At 45.8% G+C, this 21,013-nt stretch carries 16 protein-coding genes; 12 read left to right on the top strand and 4 right to left on the bottom strand.

Annotated elements, in window-relative coordinates:
* Positions 1 to 103 precede the first annotated feature (103 nt).
* The 4 genes from WKT17_RS06255 (at position 104) to WKT17_RS06240 (ending at position 4,797) form a co-directional block, all read left to right on the top strand.
* The gene (locus WKT17_RS06255; RefSeq protein ID WP_173747713.1) at positions 104 to 772 is read left to right on the top strand and encodes a polysaccharide deacetylase family protein; all 669 of its coding nucleotides are present in this window, start codon (positions 104 to 106) and stop codon (positions 770 to 772) included.
* Positions 773 to 781: 9 nt separating this feature from the next.
* Entirely contained in the window at positions 782 to 2,101 is a 1,320-nt protein-coding gene (locus WKT17_RS06250; protein ID WP_173747711.1) for a replication-associated recombination protein A, read from the top strand.
* A 59-nt stretch (positions 2,102 to 2,160) separates the two neighbouring features.
* On the top strand, positions 2,161 to 3,378 hold the full coding sequence (locus tag WKT17_RS06245; protein ID WP_291681374.1) for an aminotransferase class I/II-fold pyridoxal phosphate-dependent enzyme: 1,218 nt from the start codon (positions 2,161 to 2,163) through the stop codon (positions 3,376 to 3,378).
* Positions 3,379 to 3,465: 87 nt separating this feature from the next.
* Positions 3,466 to 4,797, top strand: a complete 1,332-nt coding sequence (locus tag WKT17_RS06240; RefSeq protein ID WP_291681470.1) for an MATE family efflux transporter — start codon at positions 3,466 to 3,468, stop codon at positions 4,795 to 4,797.
* On the opposite strand, the gene WKT17_RS06235 is transcribed toward WKT17_RS06240, so the two are convergent.
* Positions 4,794 to 5,324 (bottom strand): shikimate kinase, encoded by a 531-nt coding sequence (locus WKT17_RS06235; RefSeq protein ID WP_173747707.1) that lies wholly within the window; start codon positions 5,322 to 5,324, stop codon positions 4,794 to 4,796. The two genes, WKT17_RS06240 and WKT17_RS06235, sit on opposite strands and share 4 nt — an antisense overlap.
* A gap of 235 nt (positions 5,325 to 5,559) precedes the next feature.
* Between WKT17_RS06235 and WKT17_RS06230 the strand changes: the two genes are divergently transcribed.
* From WKT17_RS06230 to WKT17_RS06220, 3 genes are read left to right on the top strand one after another with little or no spacing between them, the layout of a single operon-like run.
* Positions 5,560 to 6,036, top strand: coding sequence for a MarR family winged helix-turn-helix transcriptional regulator (locus WKT17_RS06230; protein ID WP_226853468.1), 477 nt, complete (start codon positions 5,560 to 5,562; stop codon positions 6,034 to 6,036).
* Positions 6,030 to 8,198, top strand: a complete 2,169-nt coding sequence (locus WKT17_RS06225; protein ID WP_173747705.1) for an ABC transporter ATP-binding protein — start codon at positions 6,030 to 6,032, stop codon at positions 8,196 to 8,198. The genes WKT17_RS06230 and WKT17_RS06225 overlap by 7 nt, the downstream gene beginning before the upstream one ends.
* Complete coding sequence (locus WKT17_RS06220) at positions 8,191 to 10,029, top strand: ABC transporter ATP-binding protein (protein WP_173747703.1); 1,839 nt, start codon at positions 8,191 to 8,193, stop codon at positions 10,027 to 10,029. Before WKT17_RS06225 ends, WKT17_RS06220 begins: the two co-directional genes overlap by 8 nt.
* A 17-nt stretch (positions 10,030 to 10,046) precedes the next feature.
* Here the strand turns inward: WKT17_RS06220 and WKT17_RS06215 are convergent, their stop codons facing one another.
* Genes WKT17_RS06215 through WKT17_RS06205 form a run of 3 tightly spaced genes read right to left on the bottom strand, consistent with a single transcriptional unit; the run spans position 10,047 to position 14,499 of the window.
* Entirely contained in the window at positions 10,047 to 12,422 is a 2,376-nt protein-coding gene (locus tag WKT17_RS06215; RefSeq protein WP_173747701.1) for a transglutaminase-like domain-containing protein, read from the bottom strand.
* Positions 12,423 to 12,441: 19 nt separating this feature from the next.
* The gene (locus tag WKT17_RS06210; RefSeq protein ID WP_173747699.1) at positions 12,442 to 13,509 is read right to left on the bottom strand and encodes a DUF58 domain-containing protein; all 1,068 of its coding nucleotides are present in this window, start codon (positions 13,507 to 13,509) and stop codon (positions 12,442 to 12,444) included.
* Positions 13,510 to 13,530: 21 nt separating this feature from the next.
* Entirely contained in the window at positions 13,531 to 14,499 is a 969-nt protein-coding gene (locus tag WKT17_RS06205) for an AAA family ATPase (protein ID WP_173747697.1), read from the bottom strand.
* Positions 14,500 to 14,898: 399 nt separating this feature from the next.
* Between WKT17_RS06205 and aroF the strand changes: the two genes are divergently transcribed.
* From aroF to efp, 5 genes are all read left to right on the top strand, one after another.
* Positions 14,899 to 15,924 carry a 3-deoxy-7-phosphoheptulonate synthase gene (gene aroF, locus WKT17_RS06200; protein ID WP_173747695.1) on the top strand — a complete coding sequence of 342 codons (1,026 nt, stop codon included), beginning with the start codon at positions 14,899 to 14,901 and terminating at the stop codon, positions 15,922 to 15,924.
* The gene (locus WKT17_RS06195; protein WP_173747693.1) at positions 15,921 to 18,104 is read left to right on the top strand and encodes a DNA topoisomerase III; all 2,184 of its coding nucleotides are present in this window, start codon (positions 15,921 to 15,923) and stop codon (positions 18,102 to 18,104) included. The genes aroF and WKT17_RS06195 overlap by 4 nt, the downstream gene beginning before the upstream one ends.
* Positions 18,105 to 18,205: 101 nt before the next feature.
* Positions 18,206 to 19,570: a citrate/2-methylcitrate synthase gene (locus WKT17_RS06190; RefSeq protein WP_173747691.1), complete on the top strand. Its 1,365-nt coding sequence runs from the start codon at positions 18,206 to 18,208 to the stop codon at positions 19,568 to 19,570.
* An 81-nt stretch (positions 19,571 to 19,651) separates the two neighbouring features.
* Positions 19,652 to 20,164, top strand: a complete 513-nt coding sequence (locus tag WKT17_RS06185; protein ID WP_173747689.1) for a YqeG family HAD IIIA-type phosphatase — start codon at positions 19,652 to 19,654, stop codon at positions 20,162 to 20,164.
* A gap of 84 nt (positions 20,165 to 20,248) precedes the next feature.
* The gene (gene efp, locus WKT17_RS06180; protein ID WP_173747687.1) at positions 20,249 to 20,806 is read left to right on the top strand and encodes an elongation factor P; all 558 of its coding nucleotides are present in this window, start codon (positions 20,249 to 20,251) and stop codon (positions 20,804 to 20,806) included.
* Positions 20,807 to 21,013: the final 207 nt, after the last annotated feature.

Below are 21,013 nucleotides of genomic sequence, written 5' to 3'. Positions count from 1 at the left end.
GTCAAGAGCAGGATTCTGCCTGCAGAAGGATTTCCAGCGAAAATAAAAAGAAACACTGCATATATTATTATAGAAGAAAGAGGATAGGCAGAGAACGTAGAATATGAAAAAGTGGATAACACTCCTGTGCATGCTGTTATTTCTGGCAGTTTTGGGATATGCAGGAAATGGAATGGAAAAAGCCAGGGAGACGGCAGGGGAGCTTTTGGATCAGGAACACCCCCGGATTGCGCTGACCTTTGATGACGGCCCTCACAGCGTTTATACAGAAAAACTGCTGGACGGATTAAAGGAAAGAGACATTCGCGCCACCTTTTTCCTCATTGGGAAAAATATTGAGGGAAATGAGGATGTTGTGAAGCGTATACAGGAGGAAGGACATCTGATTGGCAATCACACCTATCACCATGTAAATCTGAAAAAACTTTCGGAATCCCAGGCAGAGGAGGAAATTCTGCTGACCTGCAATAAAATTTATGAAAATACGGGAATTTGTACCTCCTTTGTCCGTCCTCCTTTTGGCGCGTGGAAAAAGAATCTGGATTTTGAAATTACCATGATTCCGGTGTCCTGGAATGTGGATTCTCTGGACTGGACAACGGAAAATACAGAAAAAATTGTGAAAAGGGTAGTGAAAGATGTGCAGGAAGGTGATATTATTTTAATGCACGATATTTTTCAGTCCTCTGTAGATGCGGCTTTGCAGATTGCAGATATACTGAAAAAGCAGGGTTATGAATTTGTTACAGTAGATGAACTGCTGTTGGAATAGGAGAAGCGTATGGATTTATTTGATTATATGAAAGAACAGACTCTGGAAAATGAATCTCCTCTGGCGTCCCGCATGCGGCCGCGCACCTTAGAGGAGGTGGCAGGGCAGGAACATATTATCGGAAAAGATAAACTGCTCTACCGTGCCATTAAGGCGGATAAACTGGGAAGCGTGATTTTTTACGGTCCGCCGGGAACCGGAAAAACGACGCTGGCCAAGGTCATTGCCAATACCACCAGTTCCCGGTTTCAGCAGATTAACGCCACAGTTGCCGGAAAAAAAGATATGGAGGAAGTGGTGAAGGAGGCGCAGCAGCACCTGGGTATGTACGGAAAGAAAACCATTTTGTTTGTAGACGAAATTCACCGATTCAATAAGGGACAGCAGGACTATCTGCTTCCTTTCGTAGAGGACGGCACGTTGATTTTAATCGGTGCTACCACGGAAAATCCCTATTTTGAGGTAAATGGAGCTTTGATTTCCCGTTCTATTGTCTTTGAACTAAAGCCTTTGAAAAAAGAAGACATCTGCAAACTGCTGGAGAGGGCTGCCACAGATACGGAGCGGGGAATGGGAAGCTATGGCGCTGTATTGGAGGATGAGGCCAAAGAATTTCTGGCAGATATTTCAGGAGGCGATGCCAGGGCGGCCTTAAACGCCTTGGAACTGGGAGTTTTAACCACGGAAAAGAGCGAAGACGGGAAAATCCATATCGATTTGGAAACAGCGTCTCAGTGTATTCAGAAACGGGTGGTGCGCTACGACAAGACAGGGGACAACCATTATGACACCATTTCTGCTTTTATTAAAAGTATGCGGGGCTCTGACCCGGATGCAGCGGTATTTTACCTTGCTAAAATGCTGTACGCAGGGGAAGACATTAAATTTATTGCCCGCAGAATTATGATTTGTGCGGCAGAGGATGTGGGAAATGCAGACCCTCAGGCACTGCAGGTAGCAGTAGCGGCAGCTCAGGCCGTAGAACGCCTTGGCATGCCGGAGGCACGGATTCCCCTGGCTCAGGCAGTCACTTATGTAGCCAGTGCGCCTAAGAGCAATGCGGCTTATCTGGCCGTGGACGAGGCCATGGAAGCAGTGCGCTCTGTGAAAACCACCGTGCCGGTCCATCTTCAGGATTCTCATTACAAAGGGGCAGCCAAAATGGGGCATGGAATAGGATACCAGTATGCTCATGATTATCCCAATCATTATGTAAAGCAGCAGTATCTGCCCTCTGAATTAGAAGGCAGAGTCTTTTATCGTCCAACAGACAATGGGTATGAGCAGGAGATACAGGAATATTTCCGAAAGATTCGGGAAAACAGTTGAGTTTCCCAGACTAAAGTGATAAAATCTATTGTTATAAAAAAGAAAACGAGGGCAGAAATATGAGAACATTTCAGAAATCATCAAAACTGGACAATGTATGTTATGACGTAAGGGGACCGGTTCTGGACGAAGCGAACCGGATGCAGGAAAGCGGAATTGATATTTTAAAACTGAATATCGGCAATCCTGCGCCGTTTGGGTTCTCAGCCCCGGAAGAAGTCATTCTGGATATGATTTATACCTTGAGAGAAAGCCAGGGATATTCTGATTCTAAGGGGATTTTTGCAGCCCGAAAAGCCATTATGCAGTATTGTCAGCTTAAAAAGATTCCCAATGTGTCTATCAATGATATTTATACAGGAAACGGCGTCAGTGAGTTGATTAATATGGCTATGCAGGGATTGGTGGACAGCGGAGACGAAATTCTGGTGCCTTCCCCGGATTATCCCCTCTGGACCGGCTGTGTGACTCTGGCAGGCGGAAAAGCGGTACATTATATCTGTGATGAGCAGTCGGAGTGGTATCCGGATGTAGAGGATATTAAGAGCAAAATTACAGATAAGACAAAGGCCATTGTCCTGATTAATCCAAACAATCCTACTGGAGCAGTGTATCCAAAAGAAGTGCTGCAGAAGATTGTAGACGTGGCAAGAGAACACGAACTGATGATTTTTTCAGACGAGATTTACGACCGTCTGGTTATGGACGGCATTACCCATACCTCCATTGCGTCTCTGGCGCCGGATTTGTTCTGCGTAACCTTAAACGGACTTTCCAAATCTCATATGATTGCAGGTTTCCGCTGCGGCTGGATGGTGTTAAGCGGGGCAAAGGAAAAGGGAAAGGGATACATAGAGGGCTTAAATATGCTTTCCAATATGCGCCTGTGTTCCAATGTGCCGGCCCAGGCAGTGGTGCAGACGGCTCTTGGCGGTTATCAGAGTGTGAACGAATATCTGGTGCCGGGAGGCAGAATTTATGAGCAGAGAGAGTTTATTTACAATGCTATTAAAGACATACCGGGACTTTCTGCTGTGAAGCCAAAAGCGGCTTTTTATATTTTCCCCAAGATTGACACAGAGAAATTCAACATTCATGATGACGAGAAATTTGCCCTGGATTTGCTTCATGAAAAGAAGATTCTCATTACCTGCGGAAAAGGATTTAACTGGGGACAGCCGGACCATTTCCGCATTGTGTATCTGCCTAATGTGGAGGTTCTTGGAAAGGCGGCTGATAAACTGGCAGACTTCCTGACTACTTACCGGCAGAAATAAAAGGTTTTTGAGATAGGAAGTGGAAATGTGGGTACAAGGGTAAAAACTCTGCACAGTGCAGAGGAACATGATTTTTCCAGAGGAAGTATGTTGGGAAATATTTTTCGGCTGTCTCTTCCTTTGATTCTGGCACAGTTTATCAATGTGCTTTATAATATTGTAGACCGGGTTTATATTGGCCGACTTCCGGGAGCCAGTGCGGCGGCCCTTACAGGTCTGGGGGTGGCGTTTCCTGTCATCACCGCCATTACGGCTTTTTCTTACCTTGTGGGAACCGGGGGAGCGCCCCTGTGTTCCATTGAAAGAGGGCGAGGAAATATGGAGAAGGCCGGGCGTATTATGGGGAATTCTTTTCTCATGACGCTTGTTATGGGTGTCCTTCTCACGGTGGTGGGATTTTTGATAAAAGACCCCCTATTGTACACGCTGGGAGCCAGCAGGGATACTTTCGGTTATGCGAATGACTATCTGAGTATTTATCTGCTGGGAACCGTCTGCGTGATGATAACCTTGTCCATGAATGGCTTTATCAACTGTCAGGGATTTGCCGGAACCGGTATGTGTACAGTGCTCATAGGCGCGGTCATAAATATTATTTTAGACCCGGTTTTTATTTTCGGTTTTCACATGGGGGTAAAGGGAGCAGCAGTGGCTACGGTGATTTCTCAGACAGTGTCAGCTTTATGGGTGGTATTTTTCCTCAGGGGAAAGAAGACGCTTTTGAAACTGCAAAGACGGTATATGAAGCCGGATTTTGGCTGCATGAAGGAGATTCTGGCACTGGGGCTTTCCGGGTTTATTATGGCGGCAACCAACTGTGCCGTACAGGTGGTCTGCAATGTTACGCTTCAGTCCGTTGGCGGAGATGTGTATGTGGGAATTATGACGATTGTTAATTCTGTGCGAGAGGTGTTAAGCGTGCCTTCTCAGGGATTTACCCAGGGGGCACAGCCGGTGCTGGGATTTAATTACGGAGCACGGGAGTATGGAAGAGTACGGACAGGGATTAAGATTATGTCTGTGGTATGCATGGCATACACTACGGTGGTCTGGATTTTTACTATGCTGTTTCCGGCTGTGTTTATCCGTCTTTTTAACGGAGGGGAAGAACTTTTGAAGCTGGGCGTGCCGTCCATGCGGATTTATTTCTTTGGATTTTGCTTTATGTCTCTGCAGTTTGCGGGACAGAGTGTGTTTACCGCATTGGGAAAAGCAAAGCAGGCAATCTTTTTCTCGCTGCTTCGCAAAGCGGTGATTGTCATACCGCTTACCCTGTGGCTGCCCTCTGTGGCAGGACTTGGAGCCAAAGGCGTTTTCCTGGCAGAGCCCATTTCCAATTTTATCGGTGGAACGGCCTGCTTTGTCACCATGCTCTGTGTAGTGCTGCCGGAGCTGTCAAGAGGAGGGAAACGCCCTTAGAGCGCATGCAGGATATCCTCACAGATTTGCCCAATATTTTTATTGTCAGTGGAAATAACCAGATCAGCAGCAGCCAGATATTTTTTCTGGCGTTTTTCCATCAATTCGGCAATATCCGCAACGGTTTTGCGATTTTTTAAAATAGGACGGGAATTGTCATACTTCACCCGATTCAGAATGGTCTGGGGTTCGGCTGTCAGCAGTATGACTTTTCCGTTTTTTTTCATTTCGGCTACATTTTCTGCACGAAGGGCAGCGCCGCCGCCGCAGGAAATGATTTTATTCGTTTCTTTTTGTAATTCTTTTAAAAGACCGGTTTCCAGATTCCTGAAATAGGCTTCTCCCTGCTGCTGAAAGATTTCAGGAATACTCCTCTGCTCCCGCCGGACAATTTCTTCATCCATTTCAATAATTTCCATAGCGCATTTTTTCCCTAAACAGCGGGCAACCGTGCTTTTTCCTGTTCCCATAAAGCCGATAAGTATGAGATTAAAGGGGAGAGAGCCTTTGTTCTTTGTCTGTGACATATGAAATCCTGCCTTTCTAAATACAGATACTTTTTCGAGTTAAACTGTGAAAATGTTATACTTATTATAACAGGACACACACACGGGTGCAAGAGCGAAATGATACTGTTAGATGACTAATTAATTTTTTGGGAGTAATTTCTAAAAAAAGTGTAAAATATAAAAATGTGACTTGCAATTTAGTAAAATGTGACATAATATAAGTTAGTCGACTAACTAAGAAAGGAGAATCGGAATGATAGATATGGAAAAAGAAGACAGCATTCAGGCAAGAGTTGTAAAGCTGACGCACCTGTATTTCCGCAATACTTTCTGTCTTCTCAGCGAAACAGGGATTCATCCCAAGCAAATGCCCTTGTTGATGCAGCTGAGCAGAAAAGAAGGGATGAGCCAGAAGGAAATTTCGGAAAATCTTCATATCAGCGCGCCTACGGTGGCAGTTTCTATGAAGCGTCTGGAAAAAAGCGGTCTTATAGAGCGGAAAAGTGACGAACAGGACCAGAGAAGAATCCGCATTTATCTGACCGAACGGGGACGAGAACTCATAGAAAAGGCCCAGCGCCAGGTAGAGAAAAGTGAAAAAATCATTTTTAAGGGCTTTTCCGAAAGTGAAAGGTGTCTGATGAAGCGTTTTTTTGACCAGATGATTGCGAACCTGGAGGCGGAAAATAATTTAGAAGGTGACAGCCAGCAAAGGAGGACTTTATGTTAAAAATGTTTCATTATATGAAGGAACGGTGGCACTATATTGTCATGATTATCCTTCTTTTATTTGTTCAGGCATTTTGTGATTTATCTCTGCCGGATTACACATCCAAAATTGTCAATGTGGGTATCCAGCAGAAGGGCATTGAAGACGGAGTGCCGGAAACCCTGCGAAAAGAATCCATGGAGCAGGTCTGTCTGTTTATGGATGAAAAAGATGCCAAAAAGGTAAAAGATTTTTATAAAGAAGATGGAGATGTTTACCGGTTAAAAGATGTAACAGAGGAAGAACGGGAAGACTTGAATCAGATTCTGGGGATTCCCGAAATGGTAGTCAGCGGACTTTGGGATGATTCCTCTGCAGAAGTAACCAAGATAAAAGAACAGCTGCAGGTACCAAAGGAGACCAATTTACTGGAACTGTTTTCTCAAATGCCAAAGGAGCAGCTGCAGGCCATGACAAAAGGCATGACGGAGAAGTTTGAAGACATGCCGGAGTCTATTATCACCCAGAGTTCCGTGCTTTTTGTGCAGAGTGAATATGAGGCGCAGGGAAAAGACCTGGATGCCATGCAGACACAGTACATTTTAGGCAGCGGATTGAAAATGCTGGGGCTGGCGCTTCTGGCAATGGCAGCAGCAGTTACGGTAACGTTCCTGTCTTCCCAGGCTGCGGCAACCCTTGGAAAGAATCTGAGAAATCAGGTATACAGAAAAGTTATTTCCTTTTCCGGCGGGGAACTGAATCATTTTTCTACAGCTTCCCTGATAACCAGAAGCACCAATGATGTGCAGCAGGTACAGCTTTTGTTCACACTGCTGTTCCGTATTGTACTGTATGCTCCCATTCTGGGACTCGGCGGTGTGTATAAGGTATTTCAGACCGACGCATCCATGACATGGATTTTAGGACTGGCAGTGGTATTAATTATACTCTTTGTGGCCTTTTTGTTTAAAATTGCCATGCCCAAGTTTACGAAGCTGCAGTACCTCATTGACGAATTGAATCTGGTAGCCAGAGAAATTCTTACCGGTGTGTCTGTTATCCGTGCCTTCAGCCGTGAGAAACATGAAGAAGAACGTTTTGAAGACGCCAATGTAAAACTGATGAAGACCAACCTGTTTGTAAACCGCTGCATGACCTTTATGATGCCGGTGATGATGCTTTTGATGAACTGCGTTACGGTATTAATTGTATGGAATGGTTCTCATGCAGTGAATGACGGTACTATGCAGGTAGGTAATATGATGGCGTTTATGCAGTACGCTATGCAGATTATTATGGCGTTCCTGATGATAACCATGATGTCCATTATGATTCCGCGTGCAAAGGTATCTGCAACCCGTATCAACGAAGTGCTGGAAACCGAAGTCAGTATTCATGATGCAGAGGAGACACAGGAAGTCAACACAGAATTAAAAGGAGATGTGGTCTTTGAGCATGTGGGATTTACGTATCCCGGTGCGGACGGGGCTTCTTTAACCGATATTGATTTTCACGCCAAAAAGGGTGAGACGGTGGCTTTTATCGGAAGCACGGGAAGCGGAAAAAGTACCCTGGTAAATCTGATACCGAGATTCTTTGATGTGACTTCCGGACGGATTCTGGTAGACGGTGTGGACATACGGAAGATAAAACTCCATGACTTGCGGCAGCGCATTGGCTATGTGCCTCAAAAGGGTGTGCTTTTCTCAGGAACCATTGATTCCAATATCCGTTACGGAAAGCCGGAAGCCACAGAAGCAGAAGTAAAAAGAGCAGCAGAGATTGCCCAGGCCTGGGAATTTATTCAGGATAAAGAAGATGGTATGGATTCTGCCATTGCCCAAGGAGGTTCCAATGTATCCGGCGGTCAGAAACAGCGTCTCTCCATAGCCAGAGCCATTGCCAAAGAACCGGAAATTTATATTTTTGATGACAGTTTTTCTGCTCTGGATTATAAGACGGATGTAGTTTTAAGAAGAGCCTTGAAGAAAGAAACAAAAGACGCCACAACCTTGATAGTAGCCCAGAGAATCAGTACCATTCTCCATGCGGATAAGATTCTGGTTCTGGACGAAGGAAAAGTGGTTGGACAGGGAACCCATAAAGAGCTTTTAAAATCCTGTGATGTCTATCGTCAGATTGCTATGTCACAGTTGTCAGAGGAGGAATTGGCAGATGAGTAATGCAAGACCAAGAGGGCCTATGGGCGGACATGGCGGCGGCATGTCTGCAGAAAAGGCAAAAGACTTTAAAACAGCTATGAAAAGACTGCTTTCCTATATGAAAAGGTACCGCATACAGCTTATGTGCATGATTGTGTTTGCCATTGGAAGTACCGTTTTCAATATTATCGGACCGAAGGTGCTGGGAAAAGCTACCACAGAACTGTACAGCGGCCTGGTATCGAAAATCAACGGAGGAAGCGGCATTGATTTCGGAAAAATCGCCTCATTTCTTTTGTGGGCGCTGGGACTGTACGTAGTCAGTGCGCTGTTTTCCCTGATTCAGGGATTTATTATGACGGGAATTTCCAATAACGTTACCTATAATTTGAGAAAAGATATTTCAGGAAAAATCAACAGAATTCCTATGAAATATTTTGAGAGCAGAACGCATGGAGAAATTCTTTCCAGAATTACCAACGATGTGGATACCCTTCAGACCAGTATCAACCAGAGTTTTACCCAGCTTATTACATCGGTGACCACTCTTATCGGTGTGTTCATTATGATGCTGTCTATCAATGTGTGGATGACCCTGGCAGCGCTTTTGATTCTGCCGGTTTCCATGCTGATTATCGGAAAGGTTATGAAACACTCTCAAAAATATTTCCAGGCACAGCAGAAATATCTGGGTGAGGTTAACGGACAGGTGGAAGAAATCTACAGCGGCCACAATGTGGTAAAGGCCTTTAACAAAGAAGAAGACGTTATCCGTACCTTTGAAGAAACCAACGAAAAGCTGTATACTTCCGGCTGGCGTTCTCAGTTTTTCTCCGGTATGATGATGCCGATTATGCAGTTTGTGGGAAATCTGGGATATGTTATGGTAGCACTTCTGGGTGGTTTTATGGTCATTAAAGGCGATGTAAAGGTGGGAGATATTCAGGCGTTCTTCCAGTATATCCGAAACTTTACCCAGCCCATTCAGCAGATTGCCCAGGTGACGAATATGCTGCAGTCTTCTGCAGCCGCTGCAGAGCGTGTCTTTGAATTTCTGGATGTAGAAGAAGAAGACCAGACTGTGGAAAATCCTGTGGACATCAGCAGTATTGAAGGAAACGTGGTAGCAAACCATGTAGCATTCGGTTATAATCCGGAACAGATGATTATTCACGATTTCAACGGCGTGGTAAAAGCAGGACAGAAGGTGGCTATTGTAGGACCTACAGGGGCCGGAAAAACTACGATGATAAAACTGCTCATGCGTTTCTATGACGTCAATTCTGGGGAGATTCTCATTGACGGACACAATCTGAAAGACTTCAACCGAATGGATTTGCGGGAACTTTTCGGCATGGTACTTCAGGAAACCTGGTTGTTCCACGGCACCATTATGGAAAATATTCGTTATGGAAGACTGGACGCTACAGATGAGGAGGTTATCGCTGCAGCAAAGGCAGCTCATGCCCATCACTTTATTATGTCTCAGCCAGGCGGTTATCAGATGGTATTGAATGAAGAAACCAGCAATATTTCCCAGGGACAGAAGCAGCTGCTCACCATTGCCAGAGCCATTTTGGCAGACAATAAGATTCTGATTCTGGATGAAGCAACTTCTTCTGTGGATACCAGAACCGAAGAACAGATTCAGGCTGCTATGGATAATCTCATGAGGGGCAGAACCAGCTTTGTCATTGCCCACAGACTGTCTACCATTCGTGACGCAGATTTGATTCTGGTTATGAAAGACGGCGATATTATTGAACAGGGAACCCATGAATCCCTGTTGGCCGCCAACGGCTTCTACGCAAACCTGTACAACAGCCAGTTTGAGAAAGCTGAGGCTGTTTAAAGGAACAGCCCTGGCGGTCAGAAAACATGGAAAAAGAGATAATACAGTTTTTTTCTGGGGGAGCAGGAAGCAAAGAATAGCTTCCTCTCCCTTGCATAGATATGACGCAGTTTGCGGATATCCTGTTTTTTAGGTGTGTCCGCCCCGAAACAGAAGCATTCGGCCAAGGTGTAAAGCTGGTCAAAGAGAATTCGTGTCTCTTCCGGCAGTTTCTGGCCGAAGAGGACAGGAAATTCCGGCTGCTGGGGATTCAGGGCAGGAATGTGGAACCGCACTTTCCATAAATCCAGAATACTGTTAAATACACAGAGAAAGCATGCTTCCCGGCTGCGGCAGAAAATGCCCATCCGTTTGCGGAAGAGAAGGATTCGTCTGAAATACAGCAGAAAAAACAAAAGAGCAGCAGTTATAAAAAATACCATTGCAAAAAAGAGGATTTTTGTCAGAACAGGCAGAAAGCCTCTTTTTTCTGTGTCTGAGGATGGGGAAGGCTGGTCTTTTTTGCTGTCTGGGAGGTTCTCCTGTTTTACCGTCTGCATATTCTCCTGGCGGGCTGTCTGTTCTGTCTGTACGGTCTGAGATGTGTCCGAAGCAGCCGGGGTGACCTCCACGGGAACCCAGCCTCCTTCACCCAGATAGATTTCTGTCCAGGCATGGGCACTGGAATCCGGCACGGCAAAGGAATAGCCGCCTTCGCTTTCTTTCTGTAAATCTTCAGGGGTAATGACGTATCCGCTGACGTACCGGGCCGGAATACCGTACATGCGGAAAAGCAGGGTTCCGGCTGTGGCAAAGTGAACGCAGAAGCCTTTTTTCTGTTCATAGAGAAAGTTGTCCAGCAGATTGCTGTCTGCGGGAACAGGGGAGAGCTGCAGACTGTAGGAGGCATGGCTGGAGAGGAAACTTTGAATTTCTCCGGCTGCCTTCAGCACCTGGTCATAGGAAGGATTTTCCGGCAGAGAGGAATATACTGGCAGGTGCTGTATGTCCTCCAGAAGCCGGGCTGTTAAGTCTTTGTCATACCAGGTATAGGTGTTTTGCACAAATTCCCTGTATAGACCTTCTGCAGAGGTTTGTGCGGAAGGAAGAGAAGGCGCTCTTAAAAATGGAGAGGAATCCAGGGAAAGAGGATAGCAGTCAAAGGTCAGCCTGGAAGGAAACTTTTCTGTCAGCACATTGCCATCTCCAGTGCTGAACCCCTTCGGTATGTCAGCCCCGTAAGGCAGATAAGTAAAGGAAGGGGAAAAGGCAGGCTTTAGGCTCATTTGTGCAGAGGCAAGAGAAGTCTGTGCTTTTCCGGCTTCATAAGGAATGGAAGGAAGCTGCTTCTGCAGTTCGTCTGACAGTCCGTAACTGCTGCAAAAAGACTTCCACTGCTTTTCGTCCAAAGCTTCCCAGACCCCGTCTGTGTAGGTGAATCCGGTAAAGCCGCGCAGGTAAACAGGTGTGTCAAAAATCCGGCTCGTGTGGAACGTAAACATAGTCTGATTGCTGTAAACAGGGGCTGTATTGTCCAGAACTTCCTTGTCTGTCTGTGTGGAAACCGTATTTTGATTGCTGTTTCCGGATGCGGTAGGACGGGTTTTCGATGTACGCGTCGCTCTGTCAGCGGAATTTGCATGAAAAAGGGCGCCAAACTTTGCAGAGGCCTCATTGACCGTCTGAAATAACGAAGAAGTGGATTGGAAAGCCAGAGCAGAAAAGCCGGGGGTCAGCACAAGGGCGCAGAAACAGTAAAGCCCGAAAAGAAGTCCGGTCTGAAGGAATCCAGAGGAGGTTTCCTTTGCAGACAGACAGTCCCACAGGAAAAAGCAGACCAAAAAACAGCCGGCGGAAAGGAAAGAAGGACGGATTTCTGTAACAAACTGTGCCACCGGTGCCAGCAGAAGCAAGAAGAGAAAAAGTACTTTTTTTCTGTACCATAGGGTGAGGCAGACCAGAATCAGGAATAACAGGGTACAGAAAAAGAAGAAAAGGGAGTTATCCGCAGCAGAGCCGGAAAAATCCGAAAATAGGGAAATACCGTAAAACCGTTCCAGCCGGGCGTGGAGATAGCCCAAAAAAGAGCTTCCCTGTGCCAGCAGAGCCTTTCTCTGAAAGAGAAGAAGACTGCAGAGCAGCCCTCCGCTAAGAAGCAGAGCCAGCCTTTTCTTTTTGTGCAGAAGAAAAAGCCCAAAGAGAAAGGTAAGAAGCAAAGCCACGCCTGCCAGGGGGAAAATCCAGAAAGAAACGGCGCCGGGAACCGCAGACATATCCTTCACACTGGAAAAGAAGCCCAGTCCGCCTAAAAAGAGCAGCGCAAAGCAGCCTGTCAGAGAAAACAGAAGGTTTTTGGGGCGGACGGGGGAATCCGCTATACGGGTAAGAACAGAAATTGTTTTTTCTTTTTTCATAAAGGCTCCATTCCGCCGTCTAAATGGACGGCACAGACTCTAGATTTTCCGGCTGACCGTTTTTATAAAATTCCAGCCGTGTATGGAGTAAAAGCGTGGTGCAGAAGGTATCGGAAGGATACTGCTGCCGGTACAGTTCACAGATATCTCCCGGTACAGGCTTTACATCTTCCAGCAGGAGGCAATAGGTGCAGAGGTCTAAATCCTCTTCCCGGCGAATGGGAAAACGAATGAGTTTTTCCTCCCGGTGATGGTACCAGATTACAAAATGGCGGCACCCCGACTGGAGAAGAGAAAACGATAAGGATACGGCAGTTTCCAGAAAACGGCTGTACGAAGCCGTGAAATCCTTATCCGGCAGAGGTTCAATGAAAAGGAATAAAAGTACAGGAAATCCCTGTTGTATACCCATGTCCCGCACCAGCAGACTGTCCGTTCTGGCACTGAGTTTCCAGTGTATCTGACGGACTCTGTCGCCGGGGCTGAAATCCCGAACCTGGTTTACAGGTGTTTGAAAGATACCGGGAAGAATCTGTTCTTCCTCCCCGCTTTCTGCGGAGAAATATCGGACTTGTTCGCTGACAGTGAGGGGAAGGGATGTGATTTTCGGGTAAAAAAGCAGTTCCTTTGGGCAGTCTTGAGAAAGCTTTCGGCTGAAAAGATGGCCGAAGCTGTAAAGGCGCACAGCCTTCACCAACAACAGGAAACGTCCGCAGCAGGGACTTTCTAAAGTTCCTCCGGGGCGGATTTCCTGCCTGCTTTTGACTGAAAAATACAACTTTTGAGTCTGGCAGACCTGTCCTTGCAAATCCTGGACCGTCAAAAGGATACAGCCTCGGAAGAGGGGAAGGATTCCCGTATTTTTTACAGACAGAGCAAACGCGATTTCCCGGTCCTGGGATTTAGCGGCAGAGGCCTGCAGAATTTCCGTCTTTATTTTCCCGGAGAGATACCAAAGCTGCAAAAAAGAGGCTGTGCCGTAAAGAACCAGAAACAGAAAAACAGCACAGGCAGCTGTACTCTGGTACAGAATCGCCAGATACAGACAGAGAAGGATACCGATTACACTAAAAATATTTGCTGCCATACAGAGCTTCCTTTCTGGGTTTTATAAAGATGTCTTTTTCCGTACAGAAGGCGCCGGAGTGGTCTTCAAAATTTCCTCCAGAAGAGAAAGCGGAGAAACGTGACTGATACGGGCCTTGGAGTTTAAAATCAGCCGGTGTACACAGACATCGGCAAACACAGACTGTACATCTTCGGGAAGCACATGGCTGCGCCCGGAAAGAAAAGCCCCTGCCTGCGCCATTTTCGTCAGTGCCAGAGTGCCTCTGGGGCTGACACCCAGTGCAATGAGCTCATGGTTTCTGGTGGCCTGTACGAGAGCGGCAATATAGCTGTAAATCCGGTCATGGACAAAAATCTCCTGACATTCCTTTTGAAGGGACAGAAGCTGAGTGACGTTCAGTACAGGCCGTACGGTTTCTATAGTGCTCTGGGCAATTCGACCCTTTAAAATGGCAATTTCTTCTTCCATGTCGGGATATCCAAGCCTAAGACAGATACAGAAACGGTCCAGCTGGGACTCCGGCAGAAGCTGGGTGCCAGCAGAGCCGGAGGGATTCTGGGTAGCAATGACGATAAAAGGCTTTGGCACGGGATAGGTACTGCCGTCCACGCTGACCTGCCCTTCCTCCATGACTTCCAGGAGGGCAGACTGGGTTTTGGGCGAGGTGCGGTTGATTTCATCGCCCAGAAAGAGATTGCACATCAGGGCACCGGGATGGAAATAAAATTCTCCGGTTTCTTTCCGATACATGGTAAAGCCTGTCAAATCTGCAGGCAGCACGTCCGGTGTAAAAGTCAGACGCTTTTCTTTCAGACTCAGTGCTTTGGAAAAAGCCAGAGCCATGGTTGTTTTGCCCACACCGGGAATATCCTCCAACAGAACGTGTCCGCCGCTTAAAATAGCCATCATCACTTTGCGAACCCGGTCTTCTTTCCCGATAACGGCTTTTTGTACCTCTTGAATTACCTGATAGGCCAGTTGGCTGCGAAGATTGGTAGTATTAGACATTTGTTTACCCCTCATCTGTAAAAAAATTCTGAAAAATAGAAATAATTCTTCAAATAATTATAATATAAAACGGCTGACATCACAATACACAACCGATTTTTTAACAAAGATTTCAAAAAACACTTAAACGCTTTAAATTGTTAAAATTTCGGTTGACAAATAGGAAAGGCGGTTATATGATAAGATTAGTTTAAAAGAAAGGGCAGGAAGAAATCATGATGCAGAAACAGGCAGTTTTTAGCGGAAACAAGGATTCTTATTACGCTTACCTGGGCTATTTTTACGGCGCAGGCTGCTTTCGCTGCAAAAGATTCTGATTCCTTTCACACAGGAAAAGAGAAAACAGCGGTGTTTGCAGCAGCAGGCATCGCTTTTTTTATGAAAACAGGAGGGCACAGCATGATTGTAGTATTGAAAAAAGGGGCGGACGAAGAGAAAGTAGACGCTTTAAAACAGGAACTTACCCATATGGGATTGCAGCTTCATTTGTCAGACGGGGTGAACACTTCCCTGATTGGTCTGGTAGGAGACACCACAGAAGTAGATGCCGAGTGGTTGTCTGCCCTGGACGTGGTAGAGTCTGTAAAGCGAATCAAAGAACCGTATAAAAAAGCCAACAAAGATATGCATCCCAAGGATACGGTGGTAGATATTGCAGGCAGAAAAATCGGAGGCGGATTTTTCCAGGTAATTGCAGGTCCCTGTTCTGTGGAAACCAGAGAACAGATGACAGAAGTAGCCTTAGATGTGAAAAAAGCAGGAGCAGGTCTTCTAAGAGGCGGTGCTTTTAAGCCCAGGACTTCACCTTACTCTTTCCAGGGACTGGGGGACGAAGGATTAAAAATGCTGCTAGAGGCAAAGAAAGCCACGGGACTTCCCATTGTGACAGAAATTATGAGCACAGACCATCTGCCCCTTTTTGATGAGGTGGATGTGATTCAGGTAGGTACCAGAAATATGCAGAATTTCCAGCTTTTAAAGGAACTAGGTAAGGTGGATAAGCCGATTTTGCTGAAAAGAGGAATGGCCAACACCTTGGAAGAACTTTTAATGAGCGCGGAATACATTATGGCAGGGGGAAATGAAAAGGTTATTCTCTGTGAAAGAGGTATCCGCACCTTTGAAACCTCTATGAGAAACACTTTGGATGTTTCCGCCATTCCCATGCTGAAATCCAAAACCCATCTGCCGGTCATCGTAGACCCCAGCCATGCGGCAGGACTGCGTTTTATGGTGGAACCGCTGACCATGGCAGCTATTGCAGCAGGAGCAGACGGTGTGATGATAGAGGTGCACAACAACCCGGAGAAGGCTCTGTGCGACGGCAAACAGTCTTTAACTCCTCAGGCTTTTTCTGATTTAATGAGCAAGGTGAGCAGGACAGCTGCCTTTTTCGGAAAAGATATGCAGGAGGCTGGCGAATGAAAACACTGGTTTTAGCAGAAAAGCCTTCCGTGGCAAGAGATATTGCCAGAGTGTTGAAATGCAGCAAAAAGCTGAACGGTGCTTTGGAAGGAGAACGCTATATTGTAACCTGGGCCCTGGGACATCTGGTCACTCTGGCAGACCCGGAGGAATATGACAAAAAATACAAAGAGTGGAATATGGAAGTCCTGCCTATGATGCCGAAAAAGATGGAACTGGTGGTTATCAAACAGACTGCAAAGCAGTATCAGGCAGTGAAAACCCAACTCTGGCGCAAGGATGTGCAGGATATCGTTATTGCCACAGACGCAGGAAGAGAAGGAGAACTGGTTGCCCGCTGGATTCTGGAAAAGGCCCAGTGCAGAAAGCCCATCAAACGCCTTTGGATTTCATCGGTAACGGATAAGGCCATCCGGGAAGGCTTTGCCAGCCTAAAAGACGGAAGAGCCTATCACTCTCTCTATGACGCGGCGGTGTCCAGAGCCGAGGCAGACTGGTTAGTGGGTATCAATGCCACCAGAGCTTTGACCTGCAAATACAATGCCCAGCTTTCCTGCGGACGTGTCCAGACGCCCACCCTTGCTATGATTGCGGCAAGAGAGGCAGAAATCCGCAGTTTTAAACCGCAGGAATACTATGGACTGACCCTTCTGGCAGGAAAAAACCGCTGGACCTGGCAGGATAAGAAAAGCGGCAGTATCCGTTCGTTCCAGAAAGAACGCATGGAAGAGAAAAAAGGGGCGGTGCAGTCGGATTTGCTGCAGGTAGTTTCTGTGGACAAGAGCCGGAAGAAAACGTATGCTCCTGGGCTGTATGATTTGACCGAGCTGCAGAGAGATGCCAACAAAAAATTCGGTTTTTCCGCAAAGGAAACGCTGAATATTATGCAGAGACTTTATGAAAATCATAAAGTGCTCACTTATCCGAGAACCGACTCCAGATACATTGGCAGCGATATTGTGTCCACCATTAAGGAAAGGCTGAAAGCCTGCGCGGTAGGTCCTTACCGCTCTCTGGCAGGGTCCCTGTCCATGAAGCCGGTGAAAGTATCCAAATCCTTTGTGGACGACAAAAAGGTCAGTGACCACCACGCCATTATTCCTACAGAGCAGTTTGTGCAGTTGGACCACATGACAAACGAAGAACGGAAAATTTACGATTTGGTAGTCAGACGGTTTTTAAGCGTGTTGTATCCGCCTTTTGAGTACGAACAGACCACCATGAAAGCCTCAGCCGGGGGAGAAATCTTTACGGCAAAAGGGAAAATCGTGAAGCAGGCCGGATGGAAAGAGGTTTATGAAGGCACCTGGACAGAAGAAGAGGAGGAGGAGGATTTCCAGAAGCTTTCCGATATACAGGAAGGTGAGAAGCTGAAAATCGAGAGAGTGGAACTCACAGCAGGAAAAACCAAACCTCCGGCCCCTTTTACAGAGGCAACCCTGTTGTCTGCCATGGAAAATCCGGTGAAATATCTGGAGAATGCAGATGAAAAAGCGGCAAAGACCCTGGGAGAAACCGGAGGTCTGGGAACCGTTGCCACACGGGCAGATATTATTGAAAAGCTGTTTCACACGTTCTTAATGGAAAAACGGGGAAATGATATTTACCTGACTTCAAAGGCAAAGCAGCTTCTGGAACTGGTTCCGGAAGATTTAAAGAAACCCGAACTGACGGCAGACTGGGAGATGAAGCTGTCAGAGATTTCCAAGGGAAAATTGCAAAAAGACTTGTTTCTAAAGGAAATCCGGGGGTATACGGAGGACCTCATCCGGGAAATTAAGACAGGAGAAGGCACATTCCGCCATGACAATCTGACCAATACGAAGTGTCCGGTGTGCGGAAAACGGATGCTGGCAGTGAACGGTAAGAACAGTAAAATGCTGGTGTGTCAGGACCGGGAATGCGGACACAGAGAAACCATTTCCCGTCTGACCAATGCCAGATGTCCCAACTGCCACCGGAAAATGGAGATGTATGTCAAGGGAAAAGAGGACACCTTTATCTGCAGCACCTGCGGTTATAAGGAAAAACTTTCCAGTTTCCAGCAGAGAAGAGCCAAAGAAGGGGCAGGGGTCAGCAAAAAAGAGGTGCAGCGTTACCTGAACAAACAAAAGAAAGAGGCCCAGGAACCTGTCAATAATGCTTTTGCAGATGCACTGGCTAAATTAAATCTGAAATAAATGGTTCATAAATTTTTTAGAAAAAATTTTCTTGTCACCCCTTATCTCATGTGTTAAAATGTTATCATGCTAAAGCGAAAAACAGATAAGGGGGAATCAAAATGTCCGATTTTAATATGAATGTTACTCCGGAAATTGAAATGCTTACGGAAATCTGTAAAGAAAACAGCCGCATAGATGCATCCCTGTATCCGAAATACGATGTCAAAAGAGGGCTTCGTGACATTAATGGAAAAGGTGTTCTGGCAGGTCTGACCCAGATTTCCAATATTGTTTCCAAAAAGGTGATTGACGGTGAAGAGGTTCCCTGCGAAGGCGAATTGTATTATCGCGGAATTAATGTAGAAGACCTGACGAAAGGCTTTCTGGATGAAAAGCGTTTTGGATTTGAAGAAGCTACTTACCTTCTTCTTTTCGGACGTCTGCCCAGCCGGAAAGAACTGGATGATTTCTGCAAGATTCTGGCTGCCCAGAGAACGCTTCCCACAAACTTTGTCCGGGATGTCATTATGAAGGCACCCAGCAAAGATATGATGAATACCCTTTCCAGAAGCGTTTTGACTCTGTATTCTTATGACGAAAATCCGGAAGATATTTCCCTTCCCAATGTTCTCCGTCAGTGTATCAACCTTATCAGCGTGTTTCCCATGCTTTCCGTATACGGTTATCAGGCGCATAAACATTACAATTTGGACGACAGTCTTTATATCCATAATCCTGAGAAAAACCTTTCCACAGCGGAAAATATTCTGCTGATGCTGCGTCCGGATAAGCAGTACTCACCTTTAGAGGCGTCTATTTTAGACCTGGCTCTGGTACTTCATATGGAACACGGCGGCGGAAATAACTCCACTTTTACCACTCATGTGGTATCCTCCTCCGGTACGGATACGTATTCTGCCATTGCAGCAGCCCTGGGTTCTTTAAAAGGACCTAAACACGGAGGCGCCAACATTAAGGTGGTCAGTATGTTCCAGGATATGAAGGAACACTTAGAGGACTGGAGTGATGAAGAGGAAATTAAGGGATATCTGACGAAGCTGCTTCATAAAGAAGCTTTTGATAAGCGTGGGCTTATCTATGGAATAGGGCATGCCGTTTATTCCATTTCTGACCCCAGAGCGCAGATTTTCAAGAAATTTGTCCGCCAGCTTGCAGAAGAAAAAGGCAGAATGAAAGACTATGAACTCTATGCCACCGTGGAACGTCTGGCTCCGGAAGTCATAGCAAAAGAGCGGCGCATTTACAAAGGTGTCAGCGCTAATGTGGACTTTTACAGCGGTTTTGTGTACAGCATGCTGGGACTTCCGCTGGAACTGTATACACCGATGTTTGCCATTGCCCGTATTGTCGGCTGGAGTGCGCACCGCATGGAAGAGTTGATTAACACAGATAAAATTATCCGTCCGGCTTATAAAAATGTGTTGGAAGAAATGTCCTATGAGCCTTTAAAGAGCAGAGGATAATTTGACAAATACCGCCTGTACCTGTTACCATAGAGAAAATGCAGAGTGTTTTACAAAGCGGGTACAGGAAAGGAAGAAAATATGTTTCAGAAATTTTTCCCGGATGAATATCTGGATTCTACTTATCTCATAGATTTCGATGCTCTTTACAAAAAGGGGTACAGAGGCGTCATTTTCGACATTGACAATACTCTGGTTCCCCACGGGGCACCGGCAGACGAAAAGGCAGAGGCTCTTTTTGCCGGACTGAAAAACACAGGCTTTCAGTGCTGTCTGTTGTCCAATAATCAGTATGAGCGTGTCAGCTCTTTTAACCAGAACATTCAGGTACATTTTATTGAAAACGCCCATAAACCTTCCAGGAAGAATTACCGAAAGGCCATGGAACTTATGGGAACTTCTCTGGAAAACACGATTTTTGTGGGAGACCAGCTTTTTACAGATGTTTACGGGGCAAAGAGAACGGGAATTTACAATATTTTGGTAAAGCCCATTCATCCAAAAGAAGAGATTCAGATTGTATTAAAGCGGAAACTGGAAAAAATCGTGCTGTATTTTTATAAGAAAGAGAAAAGAAAGAGAAAAAACAGTTGAAAATTGCCCGGATGTATTATAAAATGAAGTACAGTGGAAAAAACACAGGTTTTCCCAATGGACGAAATAAGGAGGAATATCATTATGATATCAGCAGGAGATTTTAAAAATGGTCTCACACTGGAAATTGATGGTAACGTAGTACAGATTATGGAATTCCAGCACGTTAAACCAGGTAAAGGTGCTGCATTCGTTAGAACAAAATTAAAAAATGTTATCAGTGGCGGAATTATTGAAAGAACTTTCAGACCAACTGAAAAATTCCCACAGGCTCGTATTGAACGTGTGGATATGCAGTATTTATACAGCGATGGCGATTTGTTCAACTTCATGAACAATGAAACTTATGACCAGATTGCAATCGGCCAGGATACAGTAGGCGATTCTCTGAAATTCGTAAAAGAGAACGAAACTGTAAAAGTATGTTCTTACAACGGAAGCGTATTCGCGATTGAACCGCCATTATTCGTAGAACTGGAAATCACAGATACAGAGCCGGGCTTTGCCGGAAATACAGCGCAGGGCGCAACAAAACCTGCAACTGTAGAGACAGGAGCCACAGTATATGTACCTCTGTTCGTAAACCAGGGCGATGTTATCAAAATCGATACAAGAACAGGAGAATACCTGTCCAGAGTATAAGACAGATATAAGAATCCGGGGGCGGTGTCTTTGGCGTATCCGTCCCGCGGATTTGACTTGAAATTCTTTTTACATTTCTGATTTTATTTTTATTCACACACATTCGTGAAAGATTTTTCCAGATACAAACAGGAAGTGATATAAAGCAGCAGCAGGGAAAGTCCGTCTGGCACACCAGGTACTTTTTCTGTTCTGATTTATATAAAT

This window comes from Blautia sp. HCN-20427, from assembly GCF_037890365.1.
Taxonomy (GTDB): domain Bacteria; phylum Bacillota; class Clostridia; order Lachnospirales; family Lachnospiraceae; genus Blautia.
The sequence above is the reverse complement of the archived record's forward strand: the minus strand, read 5'-3'. Positions and strand labels throughout refer to the sequence as shown.